Here is a 20358-nt window from a genome sequence, read left to right as displayed (position 1 = left end):
GATGTTCACTATATAGGCGTATGAGTGTCTATACGGATCAACGGCGCGGGCCAGCGCTTGTATTATTTTGATCATGCCAAAATTACGAGAACAACTAGACCTGCATTTGCTGCGGGTATTGCAGTCGCTGCTCAAAGAGCACAGCGTCTCGCGTACGGCCATCCGCTTGGGCATGTCCCAGCCGGCCGTCAGCAATGCCTTGCGGCGCTTGCGTGAAATCACGGGCGACCCGATTTTATTGCGCGGTAAAAAGGGGATGGTGCCTACCGAGCGCGGCCCCTTTTTGCTGGCACATGCCACGGAAGCCCTCCAAGCAATCGAGCGAATTTCTGCCGCCGCAGAGCCTATGGATCCCAGCCAGTCTACCCGGGTTTTCAATCTGGGGGCGCCAGACTATCTGGACGGGGCTTTTATCCCGGATATCGCGGAGCGGGTACGTCGCCAGGCTCCGCAGGCCCGTCTGGTGGTCCATACCATCAACCCGGATCTGGATTACGTGCAGGCCCTGGAGGAGGGCGAGCTGGATGTGGTGATCGGCAATTGGCTGGAGCCCCCGGAAAAGCTGCATCTGGCGCGTCTGTTTGATGATGAGGTGGTCTGCATGCTGGGCCGCCATCATCCACTGGCCCAGCGTGGCCTTTCCTTGCAGCATTATCTGGAAATGCCGCACCTGGCTCCCTCGGCCCATGTCACGGACAAGCGTGGCTTTATTGACGGCTGTCTGGCCGAGCAGGGGATCAGTCGGCAGGTACAGATGGTGGTACCGTATTTCGGCTTGGTGCCCGGTATTTTGAGTCGTACCGATATGGTGTTTACCACCAATCGTCAATTTGCCGAGTACTATGCTCGCATTTTGCCGATTACGGTCTTGCCCTGTCCGATCCATTTTCCGCTGATGCGTTTCTATCAGCTGTGGCATCCGCGCACCCACAATGCGGCCGAGCTGCTGTGGTTTCGGCGTTGCATTGCCCAGGCTGCCGGTCGGCTGGACGGCTTATCCGAGGGAACAGCATGAGCTTGAACATAGATTTGAATTGCGACATGGGCGAGAGCTTTGGGGCGTGGGTCATGGGCCAGGATGAGCAGGTCATTCCCTGGGTCAGTTCCATCAATATCGCCTGCGGCTTTCATGCTGGGGACCCGGGCACCATGCGCAAGACGGTCGCCCTGGCCCTGAAGCACGGTGTCAAGCTGGGCGCCCATCCTGGTTTGCCGGATCTGGCGGGTTTTGGCCGCCGGGTGATGGCAGTGACGGCTGAGCAGGTCTATGACCTGGTCGTGGTGCAGGTGGGAGCGCTGGCCGCGGTGGCCCGCACCCAGGGAGCCCACTTACATCATGTCAAGGCGCATGGCGCTCTTTACAATATGGCCGCCAAGGACGTTCAACTGGCCCGCGCCATCGCTCAGGCGGTGGCCGATATTGATCGTAGCCTGATCCTGTACGCCCTGGCGGGCAGTGTCCAGGTGCAGGCCGGGCGCGATGCCGGCCTGCAGGTGGCACAGGAAGTGTTCGCCGATCGCAGCTATCAGGATGATGGCAGCCTGACTCCGCGGCAACAGCCTGGCGCCATGATTACCGATGCGGAGCAGTCGGTACGTCAAGTGATGCAGATGATCGAGCAAGGGACAGTGACCAGCCTGTCCGGCAAGACCGTGTCATTGTCAGCGGATACCTTGTGTTTGCATGGCGATCAGGCAGGAGCTGCCGAGTTTGCGCAGCGTTTGCATCAAGCCTTTGCGCAAAGCGGCATCCGCGTACAGGCAGTCTGATTACGCTTTGTGTTCGGGCAGGTTGCGACGAGCTGTGTCGGTACTGGCCAGCTCTTCCAGCTCTTTTTCGCTCATGGTGTTGTACATCTCCAAAGACGCTCCTTTCAAGCTGGACACAGGCGTTTCCCCGCGCTTAGCCGACAAGGCTGCTCCGGCGGCTTTCTGTTGAGCTTGAGATAAAGCAGGCATAACGCACCTCCATAAAAAAGAGTCACGTCTGTAGTGTGCCAAATGGCAAAGACGGCAAGGCAAGCAAATGTGAGGCTTGTTTGCCGTCTTGAACAGAGGCTGAGGGAAAAGCCCACTCAGGACACTTTTCGTTTCTGAATCAAATAGATAGCCATGCCGAAAATCAGACCCCAAAAGGCGCTGCCGATATTGAGCAGGCTCATGCCCGAGGCGGTGGTCAAAAAGGTGACCAGGGCCGCATCACGGGTATCCGGGGCTTCCAGCGCCATGTGAATGCTATTGCCTATGGTGCCCAGCAAAGCCAGCCCGGCAATGGCCGCGATCAGTTCCGTGGGGAAAGCGGCAAACAGGCTGACCACGGTGGCGCCGAAAATACCGGCGGCAATATAAAAAATACCGGCCCAGACACTGGCGCGGTAGCGCTGGCCTGGGTCGGCATCGACTTCCGGCGTCATGCACAGGGCCGCACTGATGGCGGCCAGATTGTAGGCGTAGCCGCCAAAGGGGCCGAAGATCAGCCCCACAATCCCCGTCCAGCTGATGACGGTGGAGTTGGGGGCGTCATAGTTATGGGCCTTCAAGACGGCCACGCCCGGAATGTTTTGCGAGCTCATGGTTACGATGAAAAACGGTATGCCCACCCCGATCAGGGCCGTCCAGGAAAACTCCGGCCAGACCAGTACGGGCGTAGCGGGCGTCCAGCTCAAAATCTCCATTTTCAACAGGCCCTGCAGCGCGGCGATGGTGACACCGGCCACCAGAGCCAGAGGGACCGCATAGCGGGCTGACCACTGGCGCACCGTCAAAAACACAATGAACATGCCCAGACACAGTAGCCATTGGGTCTGCATGGCGCCAAACAAATCCAGACCAAAGCGCAGCAGGATTCCGCCCAGCATGGCGCCGGCAATGCTGCGTGGCATGTAGTGCATCAGCTTTTGAAAGCTGCCGCTAAGGCCGCAAATGGCGGTTAGCAAGGAGGAAAACAGAAAAATTCCCACGGCCTGGGACATGGGCAGCCCCACCAGTCCGGTGGCCAATAAGGCCGCGCCGGGCGTGGACCAGGCCGTCAGAATGGGAATTTTGTAGCGCAAAGACAGGCCTGCCGACAGCAGGCCCAAACCAATACCCAAGGACCACATCCAGGAGCCCAGTTCGGCTGTACTGGCCCCGGCCGCCTGTGCCGCCTGAAAAACAATGGCCGCGGAACTGGTGTAGCCCACCAGCACGGCGATCAGTCCCGCCGACAGGTGAGAGATCTGAAACCAACTTAATAAGCGATGCAGATATCCGTTGCGGGACAGAGGTGTGGAGGTCATGGATGTGTGTTGAGGGTAAGGGGGCTTAAGAGGATGGGCTCTGGCCTACGTAACGGCTGGGGGTCTCGCCCACAATGGATTTGAAAACACTGATAAAGGCACTGATCGAGGTGTAACCCAACTCCCTGGCAGTGCTTTTGACAGACATGCCTGAACCCAGTTTTTGCAAGGCCAGCATGATCATGAATTGTTGACGCCAGCGCCCAAAGCTCATCCCTGTGTGTTTTAGCATATGTCGGGCCAGGGTGCGCTCGCTCATAGCCAGTTCTTGAGCCCAGTCGGCCATGGTGGGGCGTGAATCAGGCTGCTTGAGCATGTGCTGGGCAATTGTTTGCAACACCCTGTCTTCCGGCACGGGAACGTGCAGCTGGCGGGTGGGCATCTGGTTCAAGGTCTCCAGCAGCACCAGAGCCAGTCTATGGGTCTGGCTGCCCAGCTCGTAGTCAGCCTTGAGCTCGCTCAGGTGAATAATCAGTTCCCGCACCAGGGGACTTAACTGCAGGGTGCAGCAGTGCTCGGGCAGTTGATCCAGGCCGGGCTCAATATACAGAAAATGGATCAGGGCCTGATCGTCAACACGGGCGCGGTGCCGGATGCCCACCGGCACCCAGACCGCGCACAGGGGCGGCACCATCCAGTAGCCCTGGTCGGTCTGCAGGGTCACCGAGCCATATTGCGTCATGATCAGTTGGCCATTGGGATGGGTATGCAGGGGATTTTCGGTCGTGCTGCCCATCGCCATCTTGATGCTGAAAACAGGCCCTCCCTGCGGGTCAGCGCTAAAACTCATGGTTTGTCTGTTTAGAGGTATAAATTGTCATAATATCCTGTTTGCGTCGAAGCGGTAAAACGATAGACTAGGGTTTTTACCTACTGGTCGTTTTTCATGTCCCATTCTCGCTTTTCCTGGTTTGCCCACCCCATGCTGGTATTAGTGGGGGTGTTGCTGATTGCGGGCAATCTGCGGGCTCCGATTACGGGTATAGCGCCCTTGCTGGACCTGATTCAGACAGATTTGTCTTTGTCGTCCACGCAGGCCGGCCTGCTCACTGCCATGCCTTTGTTCATCTTTGCCGTGATTTCATTGCTGGCAGCGGGCATGGCTCGGGTGGTGGGCCTGTCTCGTTCTTTGTTTATCGCTTCGGTGCTGATCGCCGCCGGTGTGGTGTTGCGCATTCTGGGTGGGGTAGGCGAGCTGTTTGCGGGTATTGGTCTGCTGGCGGTCGGCATTGCGTTGGGCAATGTGCTGTTGCCGTCGCTGGTCAAACGCCATTTCCCCATGCGCATCAGCCTTGTCACGTCTTTGTATGTCTTGTTCATGGGCTTGGTAGCGGCGTTCAATTCCGCTCTGGCGGTGCCCATGGCCGAGTGGACGGGCCAAAGCTGGCGTTGGTCGTCCCTGATTGTGGTGGGAATCATGGCCTTGGCCAGCGTGGCAGTGTGGGCAACGCAACTGGGTGCAGACCGACGTGCCGCACAAGATGCCCCCGCGCTGTCGGCGTCCGGCGCTCCGGTATGGCGCTTGCCGCTAGCCTGGTATATCACGCTGTATATGGGCTTGAATTCCTTGGCCTACTACATGGTGGCCAGCTGGTTGCCCGTGATGTTGGTGAGTTATGGTTTTGAACCCGATCATGCCGGCCAGATCCATGGTTTGATGCAACTGGCCTCCGCCGTGCCGGCTTTGCTCTTGATGCCGCTACTCAGTCGTTTGCATGATCAACGTGTGGTGGCTTTGGCAGGGGCCGTGCTTCAGACGCTGACCTTTGTGGGATTTCTTGTCCTGCCGTCCTGGTCATCGCTGTGGGCAGTCTTGTTTGGCTTTGGTAGCGGTAGTGTCTTCTTGATTGCCTTGTCCTTGATCGGGGTGCGTTCCACCTCTACCTCGCAGGCCGCCTCCTTGTCGGGCATGGCGCAGTGCATGGGCTATTTGCTGGCCGCCTTTGGACCTCCTGCCATGGGGGGCTTGCATGACATGTTTAACGGCTGGGGTTGGGCTTTGGGTTTGTGCATTCTGGTCAGCTTCGGTATGGCCTATGCGGGTTGGCTGGCTGCTCGTCCAGCAGTGCCCCGCACGTTCTGATGCTGTCAGGGGCGTCACGCAGCTCAGTGTTAGGGAGAGATGAAAAAACAGCCCCTTGGCAGATGCGTGCGGTCCAGGGGGCCATCTACTCAGTCCTTGATGCGCAGCGAAAGGGTATGCAAGGCCAAACCACCTAGCGCCAGCAGTGCGCCTACCCAGGCGGTGGAGGTCCAGCCCCAGCCAGCTGCAATGGTCAGACCGCCCAACCAGGCTCCCAGTGCGTTGGCGAGATTGAAAGCAGAGTGGTTCAGGGCCGCTGCCAAGGTCTGGGCGTCCCCGGCTACATCCATCAGGCGAATTTGCAAGGCAGGCCCCAAGGCGACCATCGTGCCGATCAGCAGGATGTTCAGTGAGCCCAGAACAGGGTGATGGGCGGTCAACATAAATAAAAGCAGGACGCCGCTGGCCCAGATCAACACCAGTTGGATACTACGATCCAGATGGCGATCGGCATAGCGGGCACCCAGCAGATTCCCCAGCACCATGCCCAGACCGAACAGGGCCAGCACCATGGGGATGGCACTCAGAGACAAGCCGGCCAAGTCCATTAATGTGGATTTGACGTAACTGAACACCGAGAACATACCGCCAAAACCAACGGCCCCTATGCCCAGTGTCAACCAGACCTGCTTGCGTTTTAAGGCACCCAGTTCCCGTAAAGGACTGGCCAGGGTATTGGCAGGGACAAACGGGACAAAACGCAGGATCAGCGCCATGGTCAGCACGGCAATCACGCTGACGAAAATGAATGCTGCCTGCCAGCTCAGCCATTGACCCAGCGCCGTAGCGATGGGTACGCCCAGCAAGGTGGCCACCGTCAGGCCCAACATTACGTAGGCGACAGCCTGGGCCCGGCGATGGGGGGCGACCAGGCGGGCAGCGACCAGGGCGGCGACACCAAAGTAGGTGCCATGGGGGAAGCCGGCCAGGAAGCGGGTGACCCATACCGTGCCATAAGAGGGGGCAATTGCCGTCAGGAAGTTGCCCACTGCGTAAGCGGCCATCAAGGCAATCAACAGGCGGCGCCAAGGCCAGCGCGCGCCCAGTACGGCCAGTACCGGAGCGCCGATCACCACGCCCAGGGCATAAGCACTGATTAAATGGCCGGCGGTCGGGATGTTGATGCCCAGATCCCGGGCCACATCAGGCAAGAGCCCCATGATGACGAATTCGCCAGTCCCGATGGAAAAGCCACCGACGGCTAAAGCCAGGATGGCCCGTAAAACGTGTTGTGCAGATAAGGAAGGATGTGAGGAGGACAAGATAAGGCCTGAAAAACAAGAGGGAGGGAGGGTAGGTCCCTGACCGGGTATTGTCGCGTACTCCCGGGTGCGGACTCAAGATTTTCCGCGGCTCAATAGCTGTCTACCAAGGTCGGAAGTAGATACGTTTTTCTAATTTTTAATTATCTCTACGTCCTAGCACAAATTAATTTAAGGATCTATAGCGCCTGCCTTAAACAACGTATGCTGATTTTTTTATTTTTTTTATATAGAATCACGGTATTGGGTTTTTTGTATCCAATCATTTTCCTGTGGTAGCTTTCCCCTGATTTTGCAAAAAATCGGGGGTTTTTTTTATGCTATTTATTTTCAATTTCAATCATTAGTTCATTGATTATTCAAGCGCAAAGCGGCCTGCAACAGCGTTCTCACGTTTTGGCCCTAGAAAGGGGCGCTGCCCCAGTATGGATGACAGAGTCTGCGGATGCTTACGCCAGACTCTTTTTTTTCGTTCTTTTTATGTTGCTCAGTAGAAAATAAAAAACAATATGTCCGGTCATATTAAAAGCTAGTAAAAGGAGTAAAGGATTTAACGAATTAAAGCGTGTCGCTGGCTGAGTTGATTCTCTGTTTAAGCTGATCAGCCTGTTTTTCGGTATAAGGTCAAATTTTTTCTTTGTTATTTCTTTTATCTTATTTAAGGCATGAATAAATTTTATATCTCATTGAGATGTGTTTTTTTAACCATGCTGCATGAGAGAGCAATTAATTCGCTGGCACGCATGCTCGCTTCTGTTTGAAAGGTGGGCATGGTCCCCCTGCGCTGGGAGGCCTATGAGCACGTCAAGGAGCTCATGGGGGGGCTTGTCTGCTGTGGAGGTTCGCGCAGCATGGCGCACTCCTTGTGGACCTGGGGCCAGCCATCGGTAAAAAGCGCGGCTGGAGCGGGGTAGCAGATAGGGTGAGGGGCGTTCGGGCCCCGGTCCGGCCTGCTCAGAGGCGACGGCTGCGTTAGAATCGATCAGGCCGCACAGCCAAGGAGGTGATCATGAAAGTTGCATTGGGCCAGATGGCCGTATCCAAAGATTCCCAGGAGAACCTGAATACCTGTCTGGGGCTGATCGAACAGGCATTGCGCTCTGAGGCGCAGTTGCTGGTGTTGCCGGAAGGGGTTCTGGCGAGAAATGTGGCCGACCCGGAGCTGGTGCTGAAATCGGCCCAAACACTGGACGGTGAGTTTGTCAGCCGACTGCGGACCGCGACCCGTGATACTGACCTTACGGTGGTGTTTTGTATTCATACCCCTGCCAGTGAGGGCAGGGTCTGGAATACGCTGGTGGTCTTGCGTGATGGCCTGGTCGTGGCGCATTACAACAAGCTGCATTTGTATGATGCGTTTTCGGTGCAAGAGTCGCGCTATGTGCAGCCGGGTACCGAGATCCCCGCTTTGATCGAGGTGGCCGGTTTCAAGGTGGGTTTGATGACTTGTTATGATCTGCGCTTTCCCGAGCTGGCCCGACGCTTGTGCATCGAGGGGGCGCAGGTGTTGCTGGCACCTTCGGCGTGGCTCAAAGGGCCCTTGAAAGAGCATCACTGGCGAGTGCTGACGACAGCTCGTGCTTTGGAAAATACAGCCTATATGGTGGCTGTCGGTGAATGTGGTGAACGCAATATTGGTCAAAGTCTGGTGGTAGACCCATTGGGTGTGATCGTGGCGCAGGCGGCGGAGACGCCAACCTTGTTGCTGGTGGATCTTGATCGGGAGCGTCTGGCTTACGCCCGCCGTATTTTGCCTGTTCTGGAAAACCGTCGCTTTGCACCGCCTGAACTGGCTTGACGAGCGGGGCCTTAGCCCGCCTTGCGAAAAGTCAGATTGACCCGGCCTGAGCCCCACAGGGGATGGGCCGGGCCTTCCAGCCTGCGTATGCCATGAAAATTCAATCTGGAAGGCCCCCACCAGATCAGCACATCACCGTCACGCAGCCGCAGGGTACGCACCGGGGCGCTGCGTGTTGCGCCACCCCATAAGAACAAGGCCTCACGCCCCAAGGACACCGAGACAATCGGGTGCTGCAAGTCGCGCTCGTTTCTGTCCTGATGCAAGGACATATGCGCGTGCTCGTCGTAGTAGTTGATCAGGCAGGTATCTGGCTGCAAAGGGCCCTGGCCTGACTCCTGGGCAATGTGCGTCAGCAAGTCCTTGAAGACCGGAGGCATGGCGGGCCAGCCCAAACCGCTTTGCGGGTCGGTGGGACTGTAGCGATAGCCGTGCTCGTCCGATATCCATCCCAAGTTTCCACAGCTACTTTGTGCGGCTGACATGCGATGTCCTGATGGAACCTGCATATGTCGCCAGGGGGCACTGTGCAGCAGTTCTTGAACCGCCCGCGCCAAAGCGGCGGCATAGGGCAGGGCCAGGCCCGGCAGGGCGATCAGGCCGGTATCCAGAGTCAGGACGTTGCCGGGATCGGGATCAAAGAGTGAGAGCGTGGGCATGCGGGAGTAAGCGAACCAATCAGGGACCAGAGTATAGTAATCGGGATTGCATTTTTGCGACTTCCCAATAGAGGTGTCTATGGTCGAGCTGCTGATTCCACAACGCCAGCACAGTATTGGTGCATTTGAGGTGGGGCGCGTTTTGCCCTTTCGCCAACGGCGTATGGTGGGGCCCTTTATCTTCTTTGATCGCATGGGGCCGCAGGCGTTGACGGCACCGGTAGGGACGGAGAATGATGTGCTCCCACACCCGCATATCGGCCTGTCTACCGTGACCTATTTGTTTGAAGGGGCCATGACGCACCGCGACAGTCTGGGCGTGGAGCAGGACATTACACCGGGTGCGCTCAATTGGATGACCGCGGGTTCAGGCATCAGCCATTCCGAGCGCTTTGAACCCATGCGCGCGCAAGGGGGTCGCATGGATGGTATCCAGGCCTGGGTGGCCTTGCCGGAACACAAGGAAGAACAGAATCCGGACTTTGTGCATTATGAGGCCGAGCAGCTACCTCTGATTAAGGATACGGGCCTGGAAGGTCGCCTGATTGCCGGCTCGGCGCTGGGTTTGTGCAGTCCCGCCAGTGTGGCCTCGCCTTTGTTCTACATGGAGTTGCGCGTGCAGGCCGGCCAGTCTGTCCCTTTGCCAACCGGCCACGACGAGCGCGCCATTTATATCTGTGCGGGTGGGTTGGAAATAGGTAGTCAGCGTTATCCAGCTGGCCAGATGCTGGTCTTTGCCAAAGGTGGCAGCCCCCGTATCCTTGCCGAGCAGAGCAGCCACTTGATGCTGCTGGGCGGCGAGCCTTTGGGACCACGCCATATCTGGTGGAACTTCGTGTCCTCGCGCAAAGACCGCATCGAGCAGGCCAAGGACGACTGGCTCAATGGCCGCATCCGCCTGCCGCCACTGGACGATGAGCAGTTCATCCCTTTGCCTGCGGTGTAGGCTCAGGTTGACTGTGACGGTGCAGGCCTTGCACCTGGAAAATGGCGTGCAGCTAAAACAGTCGCTGTGGGGGCGCCAAATCGTACACACAAAAAAAAGCCCTGGAAAGAATCCAGGGCTTTGAAGGCTTGCTCATCAGGCTGGTGGATTTGCCTGTATCTGCTCCATGAGCAGACTGGTTTTTTGATTGACGAACAAGCCTAGCAAACGGAATAGTACCGCTTGCGCAGAATGTTTAGGAAGGCAATTGTACGGATTGCCAACAAATGAAACAAAAAAGACCAGTTCGATAGCAGGGCTATTGCAAGGTGGTGTGTGGTGCCACTGATAGCCAGCGATCATGCCTGCTGATCCATCAATCACGGGCAGGAATGTTCAGGCCTCGTTGCACTGCCGGGCGGGCCTGGAATTGCTGCAGGACACGGGCCACGTTCTTGAATTGCTCGTACTCCACCAACTCGCCTGCGCCGTAAAAACCGATCAGGTTGGCAATCCAGGGGAACAGGGCAATATCGGCGATGGAGTAGCGGTTGCCCACCATCCAGTCCTTACCGTCCAGATGCGTGTCGATCACGCCCAGCAGCCGCTTGGACTCGTTGACATAGCGGTCACGGGGGCGCTTGTCTTCATAGTCCTTGCCGGCAAATTTGTGAAAGAAGCCGAGCTGACCAAACATGGGGCCGACGCCGCCCATCTGGAACATCAACCATTGCAGGGTTTCATAGCGTTGGGCCGGGTCCGCAGAGAGCAACTGGCCGGTTTTTTCTGCCAGATAGATCAGGATGGCACCGGACTCGAACAAGGCCAGCGGTTTATTGCCAGGGCCATTGGGGTCCAGAATCGCCGGAATCTTGTTATTGCTGCTAAGTGAAATGAATTCCGGGCTGAGCTGATCGTTGCGCTCAAAGCTGACCAGATGTGGCTCGTAAGGCAGGCCAATTTCTTCCAGCATGATGGAAACCTTGACGCCATTGGGGGTGGGCAAGGAATACAGTTGCAGGCGCTCGGGGTGCTGTGCCGGCCATTTGCGGGTGATGGGGAAGGCGGAGAGATCGATAGTCATGAGGTCCTTCACAATGGGGTGTAGAGGAAGCCTTGATAGTAGCAAGCGGTACGGCGACATACCGTCGCAGCCCGCCACCCCGTAAGGGATTTGTGCCGCTTAGCGGCTGCGCGGGCGCAAGGGGTCCAGCAAGGATTTCAGGCCGTTGTGGTCCAGCTCGTGCATCAGGGCCAGTAGCTGCCCCAGCCGCCCGGAAGGAAAGCCTTCCCGGGCAAACCAGTTCAGGTAATGCCCCGGCAGGTCGGCCAGCAAGCGACCTTTGTATTTCCCGTAAGGCATGGTGGTGTTCAACAGAGCAAGCAGGTCGTCGCTGGATTCAAGCATGGGGGCTTAACGGAGATGGTCGGCAAAGAAAGCGAGTGTACGCTCTTGAGCCAGTTGGTAGGACGCTGGGTGAAAATCGGGGCGATGATCGCAGCCAAAACCATGTCCGGCAGGCTCGTACACGTAAATGGCCACGTCCTTTTGCGCGTCTTTAATGGTCTGAATGGCGCTGGCAGGGATGGAATGATCCAGAGCGCCAAAGTGCATTTGCACCGGAATCTTGGGCTGTTCCTGGGCGTTCTGGGCAATCTGTGAACCATACCAGCAACTGGCGGCTTGCAGACCCTGCAAGCGGCAGGCGGCCAGCCAGCTCAAGGACCCTCCCCAGCAATAGCCCACAATACCCACCTTGCGGGAGCCCAAGGCATCGACGCAGGCCTGAATATCCAGCAGGGTTTTGTCGAGCGCAATGCGATTGCGCAGCGCCAGACCCGCTTGCACGTCCTCGGCGGTGTAGCCCAGTTGTACATTTTTCTCTTGTCGGTCGAACAGGGCGGGTGACAGTACGTGGTAGCCTTGCTCGGCAAAGCGCTCGCAGGTGTCACGGATATGTTGATTCACACCAAAAATCTCCTGCAGCACGATCAAGCCGCGTTCGGCCTGTTCATCGCCGGCGGCATAGGCCTCGAAACGGTGCTGGTCTGCGCTAGTCAAGCTAAGCATGCTCATGGCGGGTCCTTTAGCTATAAAACAATAATTCTCTCTTATAACAGTCGCCCATGCTGGGACGCCAGCCTAGGGACGTTTACAATCCACCCGGAATGGCGAGTAGCTTGACCACTTGCCCAAGCCCCTTCTACTTCAATGGAATAATGATGCGTGACGTGCTAATGGACAGTCTGTTCTGGACGATTGTGATGCCCTGGTTCTTGTTTCTAGGGCTGTTTCTTGTTCCCAAGCAACCTTCCTGGTTGCGAAGCTACGCCTTTCCTGGCGTGTTTGTGGCAGTAGGCCTGGGGCTGCTGGCTGCCGTGGCAGTGGGCGTTGGCATTTTCAGTATTGTGCTGGGTTTGATTGCCTTTGCCGTGTGTTACGAAAAGCAGAAAGCCAGCGCCTGAGTCCGGGGCAATGGCCTGAAAGAAACCATCGCAGGCAGTAGGCCGCGATGGTTTTTTTGCGCGTCAGCCATCCACCGGCTCGGTCGGCGTATCCAGCGTCAGCAGGTAAAAGGCGGCATCGAGCCAGCGCCCAAATTTGAAGCCCACTTCCTTGAACGTGCCCGAATGGGTAAAGCCCAGACGCTTATGCAGGTGGATACTGCCCGCATTGCTGGCATCAATACAGCCTACCAGCGTATGCACATTGGCCAGACGGGCACGGCGGATCAGCTCTTGCATCAGAATCTTGCCCAGGCCTTTGCCGCGATGCGCCGGGTGTACATACACGCTGTGTTCCATGGTGTATTTGTAGGCGGGAAAGGCGCGGAAGCTGCCCCAGGTAGCAAAGCCCATCAGCGTGCCCGCATCGTCCATGACGCCCACCACGGGAAAGCCGTTGGCGCGTTTGGTGGCAAACCAGCTCACCATGGCGTCGGGTGGGCGCGGCACATAGTCGTAAAGCGCGGTGGAGTTCACGATGGCGTCGTTCAGGATCGCCAAAATAGCGGCTGCATGCTGCTCTTCATCGCAGTCTATAAAACGCAGCCCGCTGTCACTGTCTTTCATCGATCTCTTCCTGTCCTGAGCAAGCCAAGGCGTCAACACCGTTGGTGACGGGGGGTGGGGCGCCAGCCTGGCTGTGTGGAGTGCTAAAGCTCATGAGCGGTAGCTCTGGCCTATCGTGTGGCGTATTTTATTCCACTATGTTGGGTTGCCAGTGGGAAATTCCTGCTAAGAACGTATCGAAGTTTGCTTTATTTTGAGGTCGTTGATGTTGATCTCCAGAGGCATGCCTGAAGAAAAGAAAAACGCGCAGCGTGGGCTGCGCGTTTTGGCACTCTTGTGGCGTGGGTAAAGGCTGATCCGCTGGTCGAACCCTCCACGCCCAGCCATCAATCGTAGCGAGCGGCGATATTGCGTTCGCCGATTGCTAGACCTGTGGTCATGCCCAAGCCGGTGTGCATGACCGTCACTAGTGTGCTGCCATCGGCCTGCAAGACGGAAAACGGAGCCGGTCCTTTTGCACCGTACACCCCCTGCCAGCGTTGAAGCACCTGAACCGGGCATCCCAGCACCGTTTCAGCCAGAGCCAGCAGGTACTGGTCTGTTTCTTCCTGGTTGAAGGGACTGGCTTGCTGGCCGTACTCGTGCGAATCCCCAATGATCAGGTCGCCCTGAGGGGTTGGGCTCATCAGCAAATGAATACCTTGCTCCAAGAGCACGCCGTGGCGTTGCTGTACCTGCTCGCGCAGTGTGGCTGCCAGAGGCAGGTCGCTGAAGGCACCATAGTGCAGGCAGGACAAGCCTGTCAGCAAGGGTCGGTCCAAGGCCCAGCCCGCGTCTTGTGCACGCACTTTCAGCATTTGCAGACGGGTCACCGAGGGTTTGACGGTCTCCAGCAGTTCGCGATGCAGGCTGCTGTAGTCATGGCCTGGGCACACAAAAATGCTGTTGGCCGTGAAGTCGCCCACGCTGCTGTGTACCTGACCCGCTTGGGCATAATGCACATGTGCTTGGGTATACACATCGACGCCCATGGCCTGCAGGCTGCTGGTAATGGCGGGCAGGGCGTCGCGCGAGTAAATCTGCAAATCGTCCAGACCTTGCAGCGCACCGTGGTGATGCCCCAAGCGGCCTTCAAACAAGGCGGCCAGTTCCTTGCCGCTCAGCATCTGGCATGCCACACCTTCATCCTTGGCACGGCCTTGAGCGAAGTCTTCCAGCAGTTCCAGTTCCAGATGATTGCGCGCCAGTACCAGCGAACCATTGCTGCGCACATGAAAGCCCGCTTGCGCGGCCAGTTCCAGCCACAGTCCGCGGCTTTGGCGAGCCAGTTCCATCATGATGCCCGGAGCCTGGCCGGTGACCAGGACCTGACCGAAATTACGTATGGTGGCGCCTTGGGCCTGATGACTGCGCTCAAGCACAGCCACCCGTAGCTTGCGGCGGGCAGCCGCCCAGGCATGTGCCATGCCCAGGATGCCGCCCCCCACCACGATCACGTCGTAGTGTTGTGTGCTCATTACTTCTTGGCTTCCGATTTACCGTCGTAACGCTTGGTCCATTCGTCGATGATGCGCTCGCGGTTTTCAGCAGCCCATACGAAGTTGTTGTCGATCAGACGCTGGTTCAGGTCTGCAGGCAGATGGGGGTTGGCGGTCGCGATGGAAGGAATGGCCAGAACCGCGAAGTTGGTCTTGTACAGATGGTTGGCGGCTTCGCTGGCAGAAAAGTCAGCCAGTTTCTGCGCGGCTTCCAGGTTCTTGGTGCCTTTCATGATAGCCGCGGCCTCAATTTCCCAGCCCAGACCTTCTTTGGGGAACACCAGCTCCAGGGGAGCGCCTTCTTCTTTCAGGCGGGCGCCGCGGTAGTCAAAGGACACGCCAATCGCATACTCGCCGGAAGCAGCCATATTGCAGGGCTTGGAACCCGAGTGGGTGTAGGCGCCAATGTTCTTGTGCAGGCCGTCCATGAAGGCCCAGCCTTTATCTTCACCAAACAGCTGCAACCAGGCGCTGACGTCCAGGAAGCCGGTGCCGGAGGAGGCGGGGTTGGGCATCACGATCTTGCCGGCATAGACCGGCTTGGTCAGATCTTCCCAGGAGGTCGGCATGGGCAGCTTGTTTTTTTCCAGCTCGACGGTGTTCACACACAAGGCAGCGGCAAACCCGTCCATGCCGACCCAGCTGGGCGGATTGTTCTGGTCGCGCATTTTGGCGTCAATTTTTTCCAGACCCTTGGGGGCGTAAGGCTGCAGCATGTCCTGGCTGGCCATCAGGCCCAGGGAGGAGCCGGCCAGACCCCAGACCGCGTCAGCTTTCGGGTTGTTCTTTTCAGCGAGCAACTTGGCGGTGATGATGCCGGTGGAGTCGCGGACCCACTGGATCTTGATATCGGGGTTCTCTTTTTCAAAAGCGGCCTGGTAGGCTTTGAGCTGATCGGCTTCCAGCGCGGTATACACCGTCAGGGTGGTGGCAGCGTGTGCCAAAGAGGCGGTGCCCATCAAAGCGGCGGCCAAGGAGCTCAGAACAATGGTTTTCATGAAGGAATGTCCTTGTGACAGCAAAAGGGGGAGGGGTTAGAGAGAGTCGCTGGGGTGTTCGCCCTGGGCCATGCGCTCATTGATCTGTTCAATCACGGCAGGCAGTTGGGCAACGGTATCAATCAGATAATGAGGCTGGGCGTGGGCAAACGTGGCAGCAGCGCGATCACGCAGGGTCTGGCGGCTCGTTTCATCCAAGGCCAGAAATTCCAGCTCGGTCAGACCGGCGGCGTTGCCCGAGAGCAGCAAACCCACCGTCCACATGCCGGCATTGCGGCCTTCCTCAATTCCGACCGCCGTATCGTCAATCTTGACGCAGGCGCTGACATTGCGGATTTCCAGACGGATGACGTTTTCCAAGGCCATGGCGGGCCAGGGGCGCGCCTGTGGCACTTCATCGAAGGCCACGTGGTAGTCCACCAGCACTTGCTGGCGATGGGCGTGTTGCAACAGATTGTCCAGAACCAGACGCGGGTAGCCGGAGCACGAGCCAATCTTCAGGCCTTGGCGACGCGCCCAAGACAAGGTTTCACGCGCACCCGGGATGGCCGCGGAGAACTCGCCCACGCGTTCGTTTTGCATGGGCAGGAACGTGTTGTAGATGCGGTCCACATCGTTATCATCAGGCTGGCGATCGTGCAGGGCCACGAATTGGGCATGCACTTCGGGCAGTTCCAGCATGGCTTTGATGTGGTCCCATTTGCCAATGCCCATGGCGCTGCGAGCCTGGTCCAGGTTCAGGGTCAGATCAAAGCATTTGAAGGCTTCAACCAGAATTTGAGTGGGAGCAAAGGAGCCAAAGTCCACCAGCGTGCCGGCCCAGTCGAAAATCAGGGCTTCAAGGTGCATGGCCTGGGAGGTGGATGTATCAAGTGGCGTATTTGCGCAAGTAGGGGAGGGCATTGCGGTCCTATCGGGTTGGAGAAAGAGAGGGAGAGCGCCAGGCCTGGCTGCGGCGCAAGGCGGCACGGCTCAGTACATGAACCAGCAGGCAGACAAAACCGGAGCTCAGCATGATGACCGTACACATGGCCGCTGCCGGGCCAATAAAGCCGGCGTCATCCATATTCATGACGGCGACCGAGGCCAGCACGGTTTGCGGGCTGTAAAGAAATACGACGGCAGACACGGTGGTCATGGCCGAGACAAACAAATAGCGCGCCACGGACAGCAAGGCAGGCAGACACAGGGGCAAGGTCACCCCCATCAAGGTGGACAGGCGTGGCGCTTTCAAGGAAGCCGCGGCCGCCTCCAGCTCCGCGGGAATCGCCTTCAGGGCGGTCACGAAGTTCAGGTGGGCGCTGGTGTACAGGTGAATGACGCTGCACAGGACCAACAAGGTCATGGAGCCATACAAGCCGGCCAGGGGGTTGTTGGGATGGTTGAAAAAGAAGATGTAACCCAAACCCAGGACCAGTCCGGGAATGGCCATGGGGGCCAGCGCCAGCATCTGCAACAGGCTGTACAGACCTTTGTCGGTCCGGCCGCGGGCGGGGAGTTTTTCCAGCACCCAGGCACCCAGGAAAATCAGGGCCGAGCCGATCACGGCGGTGAACAAGGCCATGGTCAGGCTGTTGCGCCAAGCCAGCCAGCCGCCGCCATCCATATTGTTGAAGTCGTAGGACTTCAGGGACAGGCTCAGGTTGTAAGGCCAAAACTTGATCAGGGAGGCCCAGACGGCCATGCCCACAATGGTCAGGATCGCCAGGGAAATCAGCACCATGATCCCCATGAAATAGCGGTCACGGCGGCGGTGTGGCTGGGGCGAATAGGCGCTTAAAGACCCTTGTGCCTGACCGCGAGCACGGGTACGCAGGTGGCGGTCCAGAAAGAAGGTCAGGACGGCCGGGATCAACAGCAGCACCCCAATGGCAGCGCCTTTGGAGAACTGTAATTGGCCGACCACGGCCTTATAGGCTTCCATAGCCAGTACGTTGTAGGAGCCCCCCACGACCTTAGGTACCCCAAAGTCGGTGACCGTCAACGTAAAGACCAGGCAGGCGGCGGAGAAGACGGCATAGCGGCTGGCAGGCAGCGTCACGGTCATAAAGCGACGCCAGGCGTTGGCGCCCATGGCGCGCGCCGCGTCATACAGGCGGGCATCGGCCAGAGCCAGACCGGTACTTAAAATCATCAAGGCATGGGGGAAGGTATAAAAAGCCTCCCCCAGCACAATGCCCCAGAAGCCGTAGATCGTCTCGTCGCCTATCCAGTGACGCAGCAGTCCCTGATTGCCGAATAAATAGATCAAGGACAGGCCCGGCATCAGCGAGGGCGCCAGCAAGGGCAGCAGTCCCAAAGCCCGGAACAGACCGGCACCCCGGATGCAACAGCGCTGCAGGGCAAAGGCAAAGGCGTAGGCAGTGGGAATGACAATGGTCAGGGTGGTGAGGCCAACCAGAATCGAGCGACCCACCATGTGCATGAAGCCTGGGGCGCTGATGATGGACCAGAACTGGCCCAGCCCGACCAACTGACCCTCGCTGTCCTGAACGGCTCGCAGCAGGATAAACAGCATGGGCAGGGCCAAAAACAGCACCAGCAGGGCAAACAGGGCAATCAAGAGGGCGCGTCGTGCTGCCGCGCCTATCCAGGCAGGCAAGACGCGACGAGTCAGCGGGGGATTCTTCACGCGTGTGTCGGCAAGGGGTAGCCCGTACAGGCTGGTCGAGGGCAGGGCGGCCGTGCCGGCTGGCGGTACGGCAGTATTAGTGGTGGGCATGCAAGGCCTCGCTGGGAAGCTGGATACGACAGCGTCGTGCAGCCAATGGGTCAAGCAGGCGGTCTCCCTGCTCCGGATTGACGATGGCCTGCACAGTCAAGCCGTCCATGCCCTCCGGACGCAGCGTCAGTTTGTAGTGGCGACCCAGGAAGATGCCATCCACAATGTCTGCCAGAAACGTATTGGTGACCGAAGTGGGGCTGTTGTTGTCCAGAACGCGGATGTTCTCGGGACGTATGAACAGTCGTCCGGCACTGGTTGGTGCCTCCTGGCTCAGGTCCAGACGAACCCGCTCGACCAGCACCGAGCAATCATGCAAAGGCGTGAACGGCAGCCAGTTGGCCTCGCCCACGAAACCGGCGACAAATGGGTCTGCCGGGGCGCGATACAGAGCCTGGGGACGATCAAATTGAACCAGGCGGCCTTTATCCATCACGGCAATGCGGTCGGCCATGACCATGGCCTCTTCCTGGTCGTGCGTCACCATCAAGGTGGTAATGGACAGCTGTTTTTGCAGCGCACGCAGCTCGCTGCGCAGGCGTTCGCGCACCTGCGCATCCAGGGCGGACATGGGCTCGTCCAGCAAAAGCAGCGAGGGTGAAGGAGCCAGGGCGCGGGCCAAGGCCACGCGCTGTTGCTGGCCGCCGGACAATTGGGCCGGGTATTTGTTTTCCGAACCGGACAAACCCACCAGATCCAGCATTTCCGAGACCCGCTGACGCACTTGTGTGGCCAGGTCTTTGCGGGGCGACAGCCCATAAGCAATGTTTTGAGCCACGGTCAGGTTGGGAAACAGGGCGTAGGACTGAAACAGGATGCCGTAGTCGCGTTGTTGGGGGGGCAGTTCAGTGATGTCACGTCCAGCCATAACGATGCTGCCCCGGTCTGCCTGTTGCAGGCCTGCAATGCATCGCAGCAAAGTGGTTTTGCCGCAGCCCGAGGGGCCCAGCAAACAGACCAGTTCACCGGCCTGGATATCCAGGCTGACCTGGTCCAGGGCAGTAAAGGAGCCGAACTGCTTGTGCAGTCCTTGTATGGTTAAAAAAGCAGGCTTGGCGCTCATCCCGAGGTTCCGACTTGTCATGAATGTCATGAACGTCAGTATGGGAGTCCTATATGGCGGCCCGATGACAGTACAACGAATTTCTGTAATACGAGAATCGGATAATTTGGGTTTTGAGTTTTCCCAAGGAGAGCGGCAGCATGCTGGCTCTGGAACTAAAGTCCTTTCACGCGACGGCCCATTGTGGCTCGATTACCAAGGCGGCCCAGTTGCTGGGTATCAGCCAGCCCACGGTCACCTCGCATCTGCGGCAACTGGAGAGCCGCTACGGGGTGGAGCTGTTTTATCGGCAGGGCAAAGGAGTCTATTTAAGCCAGCAAGGGGAACGCCTGCTGCCGCAAGTTGAGCAACTAATGCAGCAGGCCGCGCAGATTGATTTCAGTCTGCGAGACTTGCGTGATTTGAAAAGCGGCATATTGCGGGTAGGGGCGACCGGACCGTATTACATCATGGCGGTATTACGGAATTTTCATCAGGCCTACCCAGGTGTGAAAATGCGTTTGAGTATCGACAACTCTCATCGGGTGCTGAGTGCCTTGCACGATTACCAACTGGATGTGATCGCTTCGTCGGCGCTGGTGGATGACTCACGTCTGGTGCGTCTTGTGCTGGCCTCCGATCCTTTAGTGGCCGTGCTGCGCAAGGATCACCCGCTGGCAAGCCGCCAACGCCTGCGGATTGTGGATCTGTGCCGCTACCCTATGTTGATGCGCGAGTCTGGGTCCATGACCCGGGAGCTTTGCTACCAGGTCTTTGGCCAGGCGGGGCAGGAGCCCACACACATTCTGGAAATAGGCAGCCGGGAGGCCATTGGGTGGGGAGTGGTGTGCGGCATGGGCGCCAGCTTGCTGCCTTTGCGTGAAGTGCCGGCGCACCCGGACATCATCAGCTTGCCCTTGAGCGATGTCTCGGCGCACTTGAGCGAATTTGTGTATTGCCTCAAAGAACGCGCGCAGGGTCATGCCATACGCGCGTTTCTGGAGCAGGTGCAGGCCCAGTTGCCCGCACCGGGAGGCTAAG

At 58.1% G+C, this 20358-nt stretch carries 21 protein-coding genes; 7 read left to right on the top strand and 14 right to left on the bottom strand.

Annotated elements, in window-relative coordinates; all coding sequences use genetic code 11:
* Positions 1 to 73 precede the first annotated feature (73 nt).
* Both VF694_RS01910 and VF694_RS01905 read left to right on the top strand, forming a co-directional pair.
* Complete coding sequence (locus VF694_RS01910; RefSeq protein ID WP_039942897.1) at positions 74 to 1015, top strand: LysR family transcriptional regulator; 942 nt, start codon at positions 74 to 76, stop codon at positions 1013 to 1015.
* Positions 1012 to 1770 carry a LamB/YcsF family protein gene (locus VF694_RS01905; protein ID WP_003799367.1) on the top strand — a complete coding sequence of 253 codons (759 nt, stop codon included), beginning with the start codon at positions 1012 to 1014 and terminating at the stop codon, positions 1768 to 1770. The genes VF694_RS01910 and VF694_RS01905 overlap by 4 nt, the downstream gene beginning before the upstream one ends.
* On the opposite strand, the gene VF694_RS01900 is transcribed toward VF694_RS01905, so the two are convergent.
* From VF694_RS01900 to VF694_RS01890, 3 genes are all read right to left on the bottom strand, one after another.
* Positions 1771 to 1959 carry a DUF3008 family protein gene (locus VF694_RS01900; RefSeq protein WP_003799369.1) on the bottom strand — a complete coding sequence of 63 codons (189 nt, stop codon included), beginning with the start codon at positions 1957 to 1959 and terminating at the stop codon, positions 1771 to 1773.
* Between the two features lie 116 nt (positions 1960 to 2075).
* The gene (locus tag VF694_RS01895) at positions 2076 to 3278 is read right to left on the bottom strand and encodes a benzoate/H(+) symporter BenE family transporter (RefSeq protein WP_003799370.1); all 1203 of its coding nucleotides are present in this window, start codon (positions 3276 to 3278) and stop codon (positions 2076 to 2078) included.
* Between the two features lie 25 nt (positions 3279 to 3303).
* The gene (locus VF694_RS01890) at positions 3304 to 4068 is read right to left on the bottom strand and encodes an AraC family transcriptional regulator (protein WP_003799372.1); all 765 of its coding nucleotides are present in this window, start codon (positions 4066 to 4068) and stop codon (positions 3304 to 3306) included.
* Positions 4069 to 4164: 96 nt separating this feature from the next.
* On the opposite strand from VF694_RS01890, the gene VF694_RS01885 reads away from it, so the two are divergent.
* Positions 4165 to 5361: an MFS transporter gene (locus tag VF694_RS01885; protein ID WP_003799374.1), complete on the top strand. Its 1197-nt coding sequence runs from the start codon at positions 4165 to 4167 to the stop codon at positions 5359 to 5361.
* A gap of 89 nt (positions 5362 to 5450) precedes the next feature.
* Here the strand turns inward: VF694_RS01885 and VF694_RS01880 are convergent, their stop codons facing one another.
* Positions 5451 to 6623, bottom strand: a complete 1173-nt coding sequence (locus VF694_RS01880; RefSeq protein ID WP_051010388.1) for an MFS transporter — start codon at positions 6621 to 6623, stop codon at positions 5451 to 5453.
* Positions 6624 to 7632: 1009 nt separating this feature from the next.
* On the opposite strand from VF694_RS01880, the gene VF694_RS01875 reads away from it, so the two are divergent.
* Positions 7633 to 8421, top strand: coding sequence for a deaminated glutathione amidase (locus VF694_RS01875; RefSeq protein WP_003799378.1), 789 nt, complete (start codon positions 7633 to 7635; stop codon positions 8419 to 8421).
* Positions 8422 to 8432: 11 nt separating this feature from the next.
* Here the strand turns inward: VF694_RS01875 and VF694_RS01870 are convergent, their stop codons facing one another.
* Positions 8433 to 9080, bottom strand: a complete 648-nt coding sequence (locus VF694_RS01870) for an alpha-ketoglutarate-dependent dioxygenase AlkB (protein WP_003799381.1) — start codon at positions 9078 to 9080, stop codon at positions 8433 to 8435.
* A 79-nt stretch (positions 9081 to 9159) separates the two neighbouring features.
* Here VF694_RS01870 and VF694_RS01865 point away from each other — a divergent pair, with 79 nt between their 5' ends.
* The gene (locus VF694_RS01865; RefSeq protein WP_440163611.1) at positions 9160 to 10026 is read left to right on the top strand and encodes a pirin family protein; all 867 of its coding nucleotides are present in this window, start codon (positions 9160 to 9162) and stop codon (positions 10024 to 10026) included.
* Positions 10027 to 10381: 355 nt separating this feature from the next.
* Here the strand turns inward: VF694_RS01865 and VF694_RS01860 are convergent, their stop codons facing one another.
* From VF694_RS01860 to VF694_RS01850, 3 genes are all read right to left on the bottom strand, one after another.
* Positions 10382 to 11089, bottom strand: a complete 708-nt coding sequence (locus tag VF694_RS01860; RefSeq protein WP_003799385.1) for a glutathione binding-like protein — start codon at positions 11087 to 11089, stop codon at positions 10382 to 10384.
* Positions 11090 to 11188: 99 nt separating this feature from the next.
* Positions 11189 to 11413: a DUF3820 family protein gene (locus VF694_RS01855; RefSeq protein ID WP_003799391.1), complete on the bottom strand. Its 225-nt coding sequence runs from the start codon at positions 11411 to 11413 to the stop codon at positions 11189 to 11191.
* Positions 11414 to 11419: 6 nt separating this feature from the next.
* Positions 11420 to 12082: a dienelactone hydrolase family protein gene (locus tag VF694_RS01850; protein ID WP_440163610.1), complete on the bottom strand. Its 663-nt coding sequence runs from the start codon at positions 12080 to 12082 to the stop codon at positions 11420 to 11422.
* 146 nt (positions 12083 to 12228) lie between these two features.
* Here VF694_RS01850 and VF694_RS01845 point away from each other — a divergent pair, with 146 nt between their 5' ends.
* Positions 12229 to 12471: a hypothetical protein gene (locus VF694_RS01845; protein ID WP_235587731.1), complete on the top strand. Its 243-nt coding sequence runs from the start codon at positions 12229 to 12231 to the stop codon at positions 12469 to 12471.
* Positions 12472 to 12534: 63 nt separating this feature from the next.
* Here VF694_RS01845 and VF694_RS01840 read toward each other — a convergent pair whose 3' ends face one another.
* The 6 genes from VF694_RS01840 to VF694_RS01815 form a co-directional block, all read right to left on the bottom strand.
* Positions 12535 to 13077: a GNAT family N-acetyltransferase gene (locus VF694_RS01840; protein ID WP_003799396.1), complete on the bottom strand. Its 543-nt coding sequence runs from the start codon at positions 13075 to 13077 to the stop codon at positions 12535 to 12537.
* Between the two features lie 326 nt (positions 13078 to 13403).
* Complete coding sequence (locus VF694_RS01835) at positions 13404 to 14534, bottom strand: TIGR03364 family FAD-dependent oxidoreductase (RefSeq protein ID WP_301605838.1); 1131 nt, start codon at positions 14532 to 14534, stop codon at positions 13404 to 13406.
* Complete coding sequence (locus VF694_RS01830; protein WP_003799399.1) at positions 14534 to 15553, bottom strand: putative 2-aminoethylphosphonate ABC transporter substrate-binding protein; 1020 nt, start codon at positions 15551 to 15553, stop codon at positions 14534 to 14536. Before VF694_RS01830 ends, VF694_RS01835 begins: the two co-directional genes overlap by 1 nt.
* A 36-nt stretch (positions 15554 to 15589) precedes the next feature.
* Positions 15590 to 16456 carry a phosphonoacetaldehyde hydrolase gene (phnX, locus tag VF694_RS01825; protein ID WP_230406170.1) on the bottom strand — a complete coding sequence of 289 codons (867 nt, stop codon included), beginning with the start codon at positions 16454 to 16456 and terminating at the stop codon, positions 15590 to 15592.
* A 7-nt stretch (positions 16457 to 16463) separates the two neighbouring features.
* Positions 16464 to 18275, bottom strand: a complete 1812-nt coding sequence (locus VF694_RS01820; RefSeq protein WP_003799403.1) for a putative 2-aminoethylphosphonate ABC transporter permease subunit — start codon at positions 18273 to 18275, stop codon at positions 16464 to 16466.
* Positions 18262 to 19338: a putative 2-aminoethylphosphonate ABC transporter ATP-binding protein gene (locus VF694_RS01815; RefSeq protein WP_336579346.1), complete on the bottom strand. Its 1077-nt coding sequence runs from the start codon at positions 19336 to 19338 to the stop codon at positions 18262 to 18264. Before VF694_RS01815 ends, VF694_RS01820 begins: the two co-directional genes overlap by 14 nt.
* A 140-nt stretch (positions 19339 to 19478) precedes the next feature.
* Between VF694_RS01815 and VF694_RS01810 the strand changes: the two genes are divergently transcribed.
* On the top strand, positions 19479 to 20357 hold the full coding sequence (locus VF694_RS01810; RefSeq protein ID WP_003799407.1) for a LysR substrate-binding domain-containing protein: 879 nt from the start codon (positions 19479 to 19481) through the stop codon (positions 20355 to 20357).
* The last annotated feature ends 1 nt before the right edge of the window (position 20358 follow it).

The sequence above is a fragment of the Alcaligenes sp. Lyrl_28 genome (assembly GCF_051948705.1).
GTDB lineage: Bacteria > Pseudomonadota > Gammaproteobacteria > Burkholderiales > Burkholderiaceae_B > Alcaligenes > Alcaligenes ammonioxydans.
The sequence above is the reverse complement of the archived record's forward strand: the minus strand, read 5'-3'. Positions and strand labels throughout refer to the sequence as shown.